Source organism: Acinetobacter sp. GG2 (genome assembly GCF_000292385.1).
Lineage (GTDB): Bacteria > Pseudomonadota > Gammaproteobacteria > Pseudomonadales > Moraxellaceae > Acinetobacter > Acinetobacter seifertii.
The window spans coordinates 89339-102206 of record NZ_ALOW01000026.1 but is presented as its reverse complement, the minus strand read 5'-3'; the positions used below and the strand labels follow the sequence as shown (position 1 = coordinate 102206).

Below are 12868 nucleotides of genomic sequence, written 5' to 3'. Positions count from 1 at the left end.
GGTGGAGGCACCAGTCACACTATTTGATGAGGGTTTGACAAAGGTAGATCCTTATCGAGTTTTTCATCAAAAACATCGGTAAGCATGCTGTCAAATCGAATTGCGTTGTATTGCAATAATTGTTGAGCTTCGTTTTCAGAAATAAAGCCTTCTTTTATCGCTTGTGCAATATTCTCTTCAAAAGTAAGACCAGTAAACTTGCCTTTGGATTCAGCTTTCTTAAACTTATCCCAAAGCGGTTCAAGGGTTCTTAAAATCTGGAACGTGTGCTCTAGACGGCCAGTAACATCGTTAGGTTCAGTTGAATAGTACACATGGCGTTTGAGTTGCTCTCTAAACGGATGTTCTTCCATCATGAGTTCAGCAACTTGCTGTTTTAACTCATCATCAGGTTTTGCAATCACACGACCTAGCGGGAAACAAATCCATTTCACTAAGGCTGCTGGAAGCTTGGCTGGGAAGTTGTCAAATAATCCCCAAAATGCTTCCTGAATATTTAAGAACGCTTTTTGTAATGCTAGTTTTGCATGCAGTTGTTCAGCTTCAGTTTTTTGTCCAGCTTCATAAAATTTTAAAATTGCAGTGGCAATAAACAAGTATGCATGAATATCAGCTAAACGTCCTGAGAGCATTTCTTTGCGTTTTAAATCCCCTGCAAGTAAACCTAGTGACATATCAGAAACAAGGGCGAAGTTGGCACTAAAACGGTTAATGGTTTTATAGTAACTTGCCGTGAATTGATCTGATGATTGAGGTGCATCACTTGAACCACCTGTCCAACCATAAGCAAATGATTTTGCGCCGCGATTAAAGGTATACGCTAAGTGTTTAAATAATAGGTCATCGAATTTTTGAACTGCATTGGCTTTGTCTTCAGACTGAAGTAATTGCAATTCTTCAAAAAGATAAGGGTGACAGCGCATTGAACCCTGACCAAAAATCATGAGTGAGCGGGTTAAAATGTTTGCACCTTCGACTGTAATTGCAATCGGGATGGCTTGATAGGTAAGGGCAAGGAAGTTACGAGGCCCAAGCTGAATACCACGTCCACCGGCAATATCCATACCGTGATTAATGACTTTACGCATAGTTTCTGTTGCATAGTATTTTGCCATGGCAGTCATCACGGCAGGAGTTCCGCCTTGATTTAGGCCACATGTTACTAAATAACGGAATGCTTCAAGCATATAGGCATCACTGGCAATTTCACTGCTTGCTTCTTGCACACCTTCAAATTTACCAACAGAAATATTGAACTGTTGACGAATTCTCGCAAAAGCACCTACGGTTAAATAGCTCATTTCACCTGCGGCTGTAGCTAATGCTGGAAGGGAAATACCACGCCCAACACCTAAACACTCCATCAGCATGCGCCAGCCTTTACCCGCATTTTCTTGTCCACCGATAATCCAGTCGATAGGAATGAAAACATCTTCACCCTCAACTGTTCCATTCATAAATGGAGAGCCTGGATAATGGCGTGCACCTATTTTTACACCCGCATGGCTTGCAGGAATGAGGGCACAGGTAATACCGTATCCGGTTTTATTTTTATCGCCGAGTAGACCTTCAGGGTCATAGAGCTTAAATGCTAAGCCAACTACTGTGGCAATCGGAGCAAGTGTAATCCAGCGTTTAGAGAAATTCATACGTAGGCCAAGGACTTGAGCGCCTTCATATTCGCCGTAGCACACCACACCCGAATCTGGAATGGCACCAGCATCTGAACCAGCTTCAGGGCTTGTTAAACCAAAACATGGGATTTCTTCACCTTTGGCAAGACCTGGTAAGTATTGTTGCTTTTGTGCATCTGTACCGTAGTGCATGAGTAGCTCACCGGGTCCCAGTGAGTTAGGAACCATACAACTTACTGCTGCAGTTAATGAGCGTGACGCAATTTTGCTCATAATGCGGCTTTGAGCAAATGAGCTAAATTCTTTACCGCCAAATGATTTTGGAATAATCAGGCCTAAGAAACCTTTATCTTTAATGAACTGCCAAACTTCAGGTGGAAGGTCTTTTAATTGATGATGAATTTCCCATTCATTGAGCATGCTACATAGCACTTCAACTTCATTATCAATAAAACTTTGTTCTTCTGATGAAAGTGTAGGATAAGGATACTTCTCAAATTGCGACCAATCTGGAGCACCCATAAATAATTCTTTTTCCCACCAACTTGTTCCTGCTTCTAAAGCCTCTTGTTCAGTGGTACTGATGCTCGGCATTGAGTTTGCCAGAGTTTTATAAGCAGGTTTTGTAATTAAACTAAACCGTAAAGGCTTAAACAAAATAATAATGCTAAGAGCAATAAGAGGAATCCCTAAAAGCAGTGACCATGGCGTTAAAATGAGTGCAGTAAGGATGGCTACAGCAATCGTAATAACACTACCAATGACTCTATTTAGGTTAAAAAAGAAAATTGCCCATATTGCAATAAGCTGAATGACAATACTTAAAACAAAGAGTAGGAAAATCATACTTGCTCCTTGCTAGATAAGCCCTCAAGTTAGACGTTACAAAAGGCGAGGAGAGATTTAAGGCTTAACTAGCTCATTTTTAATGCTGTTTAAATTTGATTTTTTATGTCGCAATTGATCTATATGCTAGAGCAGGGATATATCGTACTTTTAGGTATAAGATATTTTTGAGTGAAAGTGTAATAGCTTGTTTTATCTATTTGTCAAGAAATGTTATTGATTTTCTTATACAAATAAAAAGCCCTCAGTATTAGAGGGCTTTTTATAGAAATTTAATTTTTAAGCTTCGACAACTTGAACAGCGATTTTTTTAGCTGGATCTACTTTACGACGAACTTCTGGTACTGGCTCACCGTGGTATTGACGGTCAGCAAAGTAACTCGAACGAACCATTGGCGCAGACCAGATATTTCTAAAACCAAGTTTACGGCCATGCTCTGCATAACGCTCAAACTCTTCTGGTGTTACAAAACGGTCAATTGGTGCGTGTTGTTTTGAAGGTTGCAAGTATTGACCAATAGTCACATAGTCGACATCGTGAGCACGTAAGTCATCAAGCAATGCAATGACTTCTTCTTCAGTTTCACCAATACCTACCATCAAACCACATTTTGTCGGGATGTCAGGGCAGTATTCTTTAAACATTTTCAATAAGTTTAAAGAATGTTGGTAATCTGAACCTGGACGCATCGCTTTATAGAGACGAGGTACAGTCTCAATATTATGGTTGAAAACATCTGGCGGACATTCAGTCATAATGCGTAAAGCAATATCCATACGTCCACGGAAGTCTGGAACTAAAATTTCAAGTAGTGTGCTTGGACTAAGCGCACGAGCTTCCTTAATACAATCCACAAAATGTTGTGCACCGCCGTCAAGTAAGTCATCACGGTCAACCGAGGTAATTACTGCATATTTGAGTTTAAGATTGGCAATAGTCTCTGCCATGTGACGAGGTTCATCAGGGTCTAGTGCATTTGGACGACCATGTGCGACATCACAGAACGGGCAACGACGTGTACAAATATCACCCATAATCATGAATGTTGCTGTACCACCACCAAAACATTCTGGTAGGTTAGGACAAGCTGCTTCTTCACAAACGGTATGGAGTTTTTGAGCACGTAAAGTGGTTTTAATACGCTGAACTTCTTCTGGTGCCGTCATCTTGACACGAATCCAGTCAGGTTTACGCGGCACTTCAACCGTAGGTACAACTTTTACAGGAATTCTTGCGACTTTTTCTGCGCCACGAAGTTTTACACCCTGTTCAGGTTTACGGTGTTCTGACATATTTAACTTTTCCACTCGTTTATAGAGACATTGACATTGTATTATAGCCGAGTTCTTTGGTTAATAGCGGAAAATAACTATTCATATAATAAATGTGGTTATTCAGAAATATAGGGTTGAGAAATACATAAATTCACCGCATATTAGTCATAATCTATTATAAAATATGGTCATTCAAGAGAGGAAGGAGCTTTCAATGCCACGTAAAAAAGAGGTCGTTAGTGGGAATTTCGTTAAGTACGATGCGGTAGTTCTCGGTTCTGGACCTGCAGGTGAAGGCGCGGCAATGAAGCTTGCAAAAGCGGGTAAGCGTGTTGCAATTGTAGATGTGCGTGATCAACTGGGTGGTAACTGTGCTCACGTAGGGACTATTCCAAGTAAAGCATTACGTCAAACAGTTTCTAGTATTATTCGCTATCAACGTGACCCGATGTTTCAAAAAGTAGGTGAATGGAAACAGTTCACTATGAAACAGGTGTTGCGTAATGCTCACAAAGTGATTCAACAACAGGTTGATACACATACACGCTTTTATGACCGCAACAAAATCGGCGTATTTCATGGCCGTGCATATATTCAAGATAAAAATACAGTTTTAGTTTTTAGCCATGAAGGCATTAAAGAAACAATCATCTGTAAGCAAATCGTGATTGCGACAGGTAGTCGTCCTTATCATCCACAAGGTCTCGACTTTGACCATCCTCGTGTATTTGATTCAGACAAAATTCTTGATCTTGATTACTCAATTCAAAAAATCATTATTTATGGTGCGGGCGTTATTGGCTGTGAATATGCTTCGATCTTTATTGGTTTAGATCATAAAGTTGACTTGATTAATACTCAGCAAAAACTCTTAAGCTATTTAGATGACGAGATTGCTGATGCTTTGTCTTATCACTTACGTGAACAAGGTGTGTTAATTCGTCACAACGAACAAATGGATCATCTTGAAACATTTGATGACCACGTTGTATTACACTTACAAAGTGGTAAAAAAATCAAAGCCGATGCGATCCTTTGGTGTAATGGCCGTTCAGGTAATACAGAAGGCTTAGGTCTTGAGAATGTTGGGTTAGTACCAAACAACCGTGGTCAGCTTTCTGTAAATGATCAATACCAAACTGAAGTTGAAAATATCTATGCTGCTGGTGACGTAATCGGTTGGCCATCACTTGCTTCTGCTGCTTATGACCAAGGGCGCTGTGCTGGTGCAAACATGAGTGGTGAAGATGCGAAGCCAGTACGTGATATCCCAACGGGTATTTACACCATTCCGGAAATTTCATCTATTGGTAAAAATGAGCAAGAATTAACGGAAGAGAAAATTCCGTATGAAGTAGGTCAAGCTTCTTTCCGTCATTTGGCTCGTGCACAAATTACGGGTGATACAGTGGGTGAATTGAAGATTCTTTTCCATCGTGACACTTTAGAAATTTTAGGTATTCATTGTTTTGGTAATAACGCTGCCGAAATTATCCACATTGGGCAAGCAGTTATGCACAGCCCAAACAATACCTTGAAATATTTTGTCGAAACAACGTTTAACTATCCAACCATGGCTGAAGCCTACCGTGTAGCTGCACTTAACGGTATGAATCGCTTGTTTTGATTTTAAATAATTTTTTCAATAAAAAAGCCCGCAAATTTGCAGGCTTTTTTATTTTCATTAGACCATACGTTTTTTATATTTTTATGACAATGTACAGAGTGATTTCAGCGCGTCATCTTTCTAGTGTGCACAAAATGCTTGATTAAAATATTCAAATAAATCAGGTGTCTGTTTCCATAAAATGATGGAAATAACCAGAAGAGCTGCAATGAAGAAAGTCATAATTGTTTTCAAAAGTAAGGCATTATGCGTCATGAATAACAGCCTCCTCATTTACAAAGAAATGTACAATTACCCCTAATATACTCAAAGCTATTGAACATAGCCAAATCGCATTGTAATTACCTGTTAAGTCATGGTTAACGCCGCCAAGCCAACCACCAAAGAAAGAACCAACTTGATGGGTGAAAAACACAATACCGCTCAGCATTGAAAGGTATTTAACACCAAACATATTTGCGACAATGCCATTGGTGAGTGGAACAGTAGAGAGCCATAGAAGACCCATAACGACGCCAAAAGCATATACTGTATAAGGGTTTAAAGGTAATAGTAGAAAGGCAATGATCGCGATCCCTCGGCTACCATAAAGTGCCATTAATAATTTAGGTTTTGAGAAACGATCTCCCAGCCAACCCGCCCCATAAGTTCCCACAATATTAAATAAGCCAATTAAAGCCAGAAACACTGTACCTGTCGCCGCATCAAAGCCATGGTCGATTAAATAGCCTGGTAAATGTACCCCTAAAAATACAACTTGGAACCCGCATACTAAAAAACCTAAAGCTAACCACCAGAACGGCTTATGTTTTCTAGCAATATTCAGTACTTGTTTAAAGGTGAGCTGAGGTTGAGCGATTGCTTTTGGGGCTTGGTTGCTTGGCCCTTTTAACATCCATGCTAGAGGAATGATAAGAGCGATTAACAGCGCACTCACCATTAAAGCTGCGGACCATCCTACTGTTTTAAGTAAGAGAAGGGTGGAAGGCAGCATAATAAATTGACCAAAAGAACCTGCCGCACTGGCAATACCCATTGCCATACTTCTTTTTTCTGGTGGAGCAGCTCGGCCTACGGCACTCAGTAAAACCGTAAAAGAGGTTGCTGATAAAGCTAAACCAATAATAAGACCTAAGCTTAAATTTAAAATGAGTACACTGGAACTAAAAGCCATTAAGAGTAAGCCAAGGGCATAAAGTAATCCGCCAACAGCAACCACAATTTTACTGCCATATTTATCTGCGATCGCACCGGTAAAAGGCTGCACAGCTCCCCATATTAAATTTTGCATCGCGATTGCAAGACTAAAAACATGCTGCCCCCAACCAAAATCATGACTCATTGGAACTAAATAAAGGCCGAAACCGTGACGAACACCTAATGAAAGAGCCAAGATAAGAGCGCTACCAATTAACATGTATATAAGTGGCTGTGAGAACTGATTGCCTGTTTTAGTCATTGTGATTGGAAAATTATAGGAAAGTGATGAGTTATTGTAGAAGATGTATCGAAAGATATCGATATAGATGGTGGAATATTTAAGAAAAATTAAAAGGTAACAATGCTAGTCTCTTTATAACAAAAGCAAACCAGCAGAAATCATTTTGATTTCTGCTGGTTATAAAAAAATTAAGTTGCAGAATTACGCTCAAGTAGCGCTTGTTCAAAAAGGACTTGTTCTTTTTCTTTGTGCTCGGTTGTGAAGCGAATCAAAATCACGCTACAACCCGCAACCATAACCAGTCCACCTAAAATAAATAAGCAAGTTTGAATATCAAGTACACCTTTTAATAAAAAGCCAGCTGCAACTGCACCTGCATTACCACCCGCACCAATAATTCCTGCTACACCGCCTAATGCATTACGGTCAATAAATGGCACAAGAGCATATGTTGCGCCGCAGGCCATGTGTGTAAATAGTGCAAAAATAGTCATTGAAAGAATAGCGAGAGCGACACCATTCATTTGAGAGAAAAGGACTAAGAATAAACCTTCGCCTAAAATCATGATTACAAGTACTTTCGTGCGTCCATCTAGTCCTTTAGTAAGGGCGACTTTATCGGAAATAATGCCCCCTAGTGCACGTGCAAATAATGCAAGAAGACCAAATATTCCTGCCGTTAAACCCGCAGTTTTTAAATCCATTTTGAATTGATCAACATAGTACATGGCTGCTACATTATGAATAAAAATTTCGATACCAAAGCATGCACCATAAGCCAGAAATAAAATCCAGACACGGTAGTTACGCGCAGCCTGCATTAAAATTGCCATACCGCCTTTTTTGCCGCTGCCAACATCAATGCCTTGTGCACGAACTTCTTTAAAATCACCTTGAGGACAATCTTGAGTTAACTTCCAGTAAAGGACTCCCACAATCACCATCATCACACCCGGTACGATAAGAGCAATACGCCAGCCCATAGTTTGCTCAACACCGAACATGACAATTGCACCAAGTAATAAAGGCATTAAGGCTTGAGTTGCACCGCCGCCAGCATTACCCCAACCAGCCGCCGCTGCGTTTGCTGTACCTACAACATTAGGTGCAAACATAATACTTGTATGATATTGCGTAATAACGAAGCTTGCGCCAATTGCACCAATGAGTAAGCGGAAGAATAGAAATGATTCATAACTGTTGGCAGCAGCAACACCAAATACCGGAATACTGCCAAGTAAGAGTAGGGCTGTATAGGTAATTCGTGGACCATATTTATCGCAAAGGGGACCGACAGCGAGTCGCACTAAAATCGTAATTGCAACGGCGGCAATATTAATATTGGCAATCTGGTCTTTAGTTAAACCGAACTCACCTTTAATAACAGGCATTAAAGGAGCACAGGCAAACCATGCGAAGAAGCAGACAAAGAAAGCGAGCCAAGACATGTGAAAGGCACGCATTGCTGGAGTTGAGAAGCTGAATAATTTAATCTCAGTTGCTTTTTTTGCATCTAGATTGATATTTGAAGACATACGCCGTCCCTCTGAACTGAACGAATTTTTAATTTGCACGACAAAATAAATTGTCTATTTGCATACCGATCAGAGCGGACGTCTTTGGCCGTCTTGGTTTATCCATTGAATCGCCATTGATTCATCATGTTGTAGATAAAGCAAAGGCTGTGCCAAAAAATAATTTTTACTAAAAGGAAAATGTTAGCTTTTAATTTTATTCAGTTAGTTGGAATTTAATAAAATTAATTAACAAAATAAGATTAAGAAAAAAGCAAACCACAGAGATGGGACATGAGGTTCTCCTAATAATTTAATAAGAAATGCTCATTTTTTTAGCATATTGGTTTAAAAAAAAGCAGGATTGAACTTACCAATAAAAAAGCTATAAAAGCTTCAGTAAGGCTTTTATAGCTTGAGTATTTTAAAAAATTAGAAACGGTAGCCTACACCTACATAGGTAATAAGTGGGTCGATATCAATTTTGGTATTCGCTTTAATAAGCTCTTTACCTGTATTTTGATCTGTGACATAAATTTTTGCTTCATTATTCATTTTTGAATAAGAAACTGAACCGACGGCGAACCAGTTCGGATTGAAGTCATAGGTCGCTCCAACCGTAACAATCGGTGCGAAAGTATCGGTCGCTTCAAGTTTAACAATAGGGTTAGCTGAAGACGTTTTACCGTCTAATGCTGCACCCGCTTGACCATCATGAATATTTTGAATCATATGGCCTGCTTTGATTAAATCTGATTCAATCCCTGAATTCATTTTTAAATCATTGAAATAGGCATACATCACACCTGCACCAATGTATGGACGAAATTTATTTACACCAGATTTACCAAATTGGTAATGCAGTTCAACTGCTGGTAACCAAGCTCGTGCTGTGGCAGCTTTACCGCCTTGAGTAAGATCAGTGATATGAATATCTTCTTTTAGACCGATTGAACCAAGAGCTGTGTTTGCTGAACCAGATAATGGTGCATAAATATTTCCTTTACCTTTTATATCTACCTTTGGAGGAACGCCAGCTTTAATTTCCAGAGATAAATTATCTGTAAAATTATAATTTGCCATGATACCCAGAGTATCAACACTTTGAGCTTCTAAGCCCGTACCTTCACTTTGCCAATTCGATAACCCATTTACTGTTGCAGTACCTGTAAGAATGGATGGTAATGTATCTGTAGGTAGAATTTTAATTGCATCGTATAAGAGTGGATTGGAACTTCGATCCGCCGCATTTAAGACAGATTGTTTTGATACAGAACCTACTTTAGAGCTGGTTCCTTCAGCGACACTGGTATTAATGTTGACTGGATTTGCGCTTCCTTGTGGCATTGCATGTAACCAGCCGGCAGAGACTGAAAAGCGTTTAAAACCATCACCATCTTTTAAGCTAAAATATGGAGAAGCGGCGAAAGTGACTGTTGGCAGAGCAAAAAAGGCAGCTGTCATACAAAATAATGACTTTTTCATCATAAAGGACTCCATGTCCGACATTTGTTTACTGATTTTTATTGAGCCCACCTTAGCGCGTTTTATTAAATCGATTGTTTAATAAAAATTAATAATTGTAATTTTTTTGAAATATTTGTTTATATTTGGAAAGAATTATTAATAAAAAATACAAAATAAAAAACAAAAGGCTACTCAAAGTAGCCTTTTGTTAATGTTTATTAAATTATTAGTTGAAGCGAGAAAGGTCTTCTTCAGGACGAGCTGTCAATACTTCGATACCTGTTTGAGTCACTAAAATAGTGTGTTCATATTGAGCAGAAAGTTTATGGTCTTTAGTTACAACAGTCCATTTGTCACCAAGTAATTTGGTTTGCCAAACACCAGCATTGACCATTGGTTCAATCGTAAAGGTCATACCTGCTTCTAAGCGCATACCAGTGCCAGCTTGGCCATAATGCAACACTTGAGGTTCGTCATGGAAAACGGTACCAATACCATGACCACAATATTCACGTACTACGCTAAAACGTTCTGACTCAACATATTTTTGGATAGCATGGCCAATGTCACCTAGGTATGAACCGTCTTTAACTGTTGCCATTCCACGGTACATTGCTTCTTGAGCAACTTTACATAAACGGTTTGCCAAAATAGAAGTTTCACCTCCTACGACATACATCATGTTGGTGTCGCCGTGATAACCATCTTTAATTACGGTCACATCAATGTTAAGAATATCGCCGTTTTTTAAGATTTTATTTTCAGAAGGAATACCATGACACACGACATGGTTAACCGAAGTACAAATAGAATGTTGAAAAGCAGGGCGTCCTGGAGCACCACCATAACCCACACAAGCTGGGATAGCGTGTTGTACATTTTCAATATGATTACGGCAAATCGTATCAAGTTCGAGGGTGCTTACACCGGCCTTAATATACGGCTTGATCATCTCTAGAACTTCAGCCGCCAGTCGTCCTGCAATGCGCATTTTTTCAATTTCATCTGGAGTTTTGATTAATCGACGTGGAGCTGTATAAGTACTGTTCATGATCTCTAAAAACTTTTGGTAATTTACAAGCGTCTATGGTATAAATAGCCGCCCATTTTATCAAATGCTTTTCGTGAATATCTTTTACGAAGATTTTTGATAGGTGGAGTAAAAAATCCGCACATATATCGTCACATTACTCTGGGTGCCCGTAAAAAGGTGGAGAATGCGGATATATGGAGGCCTAACCCAACTTTTAAGGTAAAGAAAATGGCAGATTACAACGTAAGCATGCGCGACCTTCTTCAAGCAGGTGCGCACTTTGGTCACCAAACTCGTTTCTGGAACCCAAAAATGCGTCAATACATTTTTGGCGCGCGCAACAAAATTCACATCATCAACCTTGAGCACACTGTTCCTGCGTTAAATGATGCTTTGAACTTCGCTAACCAATTAGCAAGCAAAAAGAATAAAGTTTTGTTCGTTGGTACAAAACGTGCTGCTTCTAACATCATCCGTGAACAAGCTCAACGCGCTGGTCAACCATATGTAGACCACCGTTGGTTAGGTGGTATGTTGACGAACTGGAAAACACTTCGCCAATCTATCAACCGTTTAAAAGATCTTCAAACTCAATCTCAAGACGGTACTTTTGCTAAGCTTACTAAACGTGAAGCTTTAGAACGTACTCGTGAGATGGAAAAACTTGAGCGTTCTTTAGGCGGCGTTAAAAACATGGGTGGTTTACCTGACGCATTATTTGTAATCGACGTTGATCACGAAGCGATTGCAATTAAAGAAGCTAAGAACTTAGGTATTCCTGTTATCGGTATCGTTGATACAAACTCTAACCCAGACAACGTTGATTACGTTATTCCTGGTAACGACGATGCGATCCGTGCAGTAACTTTATATGCTTCAGCTATGGCTGACGCAATTCTTGCTGGTAAAGAATACGCTCAATCTCAAGCGAACGCTCAAGCAAAAGGCGATGACGCTGCGAAAGACGCTTCTGAGGCTTAATGCGTTTTGACGCAGGCTTGTCATTTTTGCGACATGTAATGGTGGCAAATTAAGCGTCGAGAGTGCAAACGGCCCAGAGTTTCTTTGGGCCGTTTTTGTTGAAAAGATTTATTTTCTACCGATTTTAGGAGATCAACATGACTGCAATTACTGCAAGCATGGTAAAAGAATTACGTGACCGTACTGGTCTTGCAATGATGGAATGCAAAAAAGCATTAACAGAAGCGAACGGTGACATCGAACTTGCTATTGATAACCTTCGTAAATCTGGTCAAGCTAAAGCTGCTAAAAAAGCTGGCAACATTGCTGCTGACGGTGCAATCACTATCGTTCAAGACGGTAAGAAAGCGATCTTAGTTGAAGTAAACTGTCAAACTGACTTCGTTGCTAAAGACGAAAACTTCTCTAACTTTGCACACGCAGTTGCTGCTGCTGCTTTAGCTGCTGGCGAAACTGATGCTGCTAAAATCGCTGAATTAAAATTGGCTGATGGCCAATCAGTTGAAGAAGCTCGTATTGCGCTTGTTCAAAAAATCGGTGAAAACATCCAAGTTCGTCGCGCGAAAATCGTTGAAGGCGAAAACTTGGCTATCTACAAACATGGTTTAAAAATCGGTGTTGTAGTTTCTTACACAGGTGATGCTGACACTGGTAAAGGTATTGCAATGCACGTTGCTGCATTCAACCCAGTAGCAGTAAGCGCTGAAGCTGTTCCAGCTGACCTTATCGCTAAAGAGAAAGAAATTGCTGAAGCGAAAGCGTTAGAATCTGGTAAGCCAGCAAACATCGTTGAGAAAATGGTAACTGGTTCTGTTGAGAAATACTTAAACGAAGTTGCTCTTGACCGTCAAATGTACGTTATCGACAACGACAAAAAAGTTGCTGACGTATTAAAAGCGACTGGTACAACTGTTGCTAACTTCGTACGTTTCGAAGTTGGTGAAGGTATCGAGAAAAAAGCAGAAATGAGCTTCGCTGAAGAAGTTGCTGCTGCTCAAGCTGCTGCGAAGTAATTCGTATCACAATAAAAAAAGCCCCATTGGGGCTTTT

At 39.8% G+C, this 12868-nt stretch carries 9 protein-coding genes; 3 read left to right on the top strand and 6 right to left on the bottom strand.

Features of this window, described 5'->3' with window-relative positions; translation table 11 throughout:
* Positions 1 to 14 precede the first annotated feature (14 nt).
* Together B554_RS0104785 and lipA are read right to left on the bottom strand one after the other, a co-directional pair.
* Positions 15 to 2480, bottom strand: coding sequence for an acyl-CoA dehydrogenase (locus B554_RS0104785; protein ID WP_019457167.1), 2466 nt, complete (start codon positions 2478 to 2480; stop codon positions 15 to 17).
* Between the two features lie 279 nt (positions 2481 to 2759).
* Positions 2760 to 3773 carry a lipoyl synthase gene (gene lipA, locus B554_RS0104780; RefSeq protein WP_004700412.1) on the bottom strand — a complete coding sequence of 338 codons (1014 nt, stop codon included), beginning with the start codon at positions 3771 to 3773 and terminating at the stop codon, positions 2760 to 2762.
* A 196-nt stretch (positions 3774 to 3969) separates the two neighbouring features.
* Between lipA and sthA the strand changes: the two genes are divergently transcribed.
* Positions 3970 to 5382, top strand: a complete 1413-nt coding sequence (gene sthA, locus B554_RS0104775; RefSeq protein WP_004700414.1) for a Si-specific NAD(P)(+) transhydrogenase — start codon at positions 3970 to 3972, stop codon at positions 5380 to 5382.
* A gap of 244 nt (positions 5383 to 5626) precedes the next feature.
* Here sthA and B554_RS0104765 read toward each other — a convergent pair whose 3' ends face one another.
* The 4 genes from B554_RS0104765 to map all read right to left on the bottom strand — a co-directional run bounded on the left by B554_RS0104765 (position 5627) and on the right by map (position 10855).
* Positions 5627 to 6841, bottom strand: a complete 1215-nt coding sequence (locus B554_RS0104765; protein ID WP_019457165.1) for an MFS transporter — start codon at positions 6839 to 6841, stop codon at positions 5627 to 5629.
* 170 nt (positions 6842 to 7011) lie between these two features.
* Positions 7012 to 8358: an MFS transporter gene (locus B554_RS0104760; protein ID WP_019457164.1), complete on the bottom strand. Its 1347-nt coding sequence runs from the start codon at positions 8356 to 8358 to the stop codon at positions 7012 to 7014.
* Positions 8359 to 8769: 411 nt separating this feature from the next.
* On the bottom strand, positions 8770 to 9825 hold the full coding sequence (locus B554_RS0104755) for an OmpW/AlkL family protein (RefSeq protein WP_019457163.1): 1056 nt from the start codon (positions 9823 to 9825) through the stop codon (positions 8770 to 8772).
* Positions 9826 to 10030: 205 nt separating this feature from the next.
* Complete coding sequence (map, locus tag B554_RS0104750) at positions 10031 to 10855, bottom strand: type I methionyl aminopeptidase (protein ID WP_004700423.1); 825 nt, start codon at positions 10853 to 10855, stop codon at positions 10031 to 10033.
* Positions 10856 to 11065: 210 nt separating this feature from the next.
* Here map and rpsB point away from each other — a divergent pair, with 210 nt between their 5' ends.
* Together rpsB and tsf are read left to right on the top strand one after the other, a co-directional pair.
* Positions 11066 to 11818, top strand: coding sequence for a 30S ribosomal protein S2 (gene rpsB / locus B554_RS0104745; protein ID WP_001982118.1), 753 nt, complete (start codon positions 11066 to 11068; stop codon positions 11816 to 11818).
* Between the two features lie 137 nt (positions 11819 to 11955).
* Positions 11956 to 12831, top strand: coding sequence for a translation elongation factor Ts (tsf, locus tag B554_RS0104740; RefSeq protein ID WP_019457162.1), 876 nt, complete (start codon positions 11956 to 11958; stop codon positions 12829 to 12831).
* The last annotated feature ends 37 nt before the right edge of the window (positions 12832 to 12868 follow it).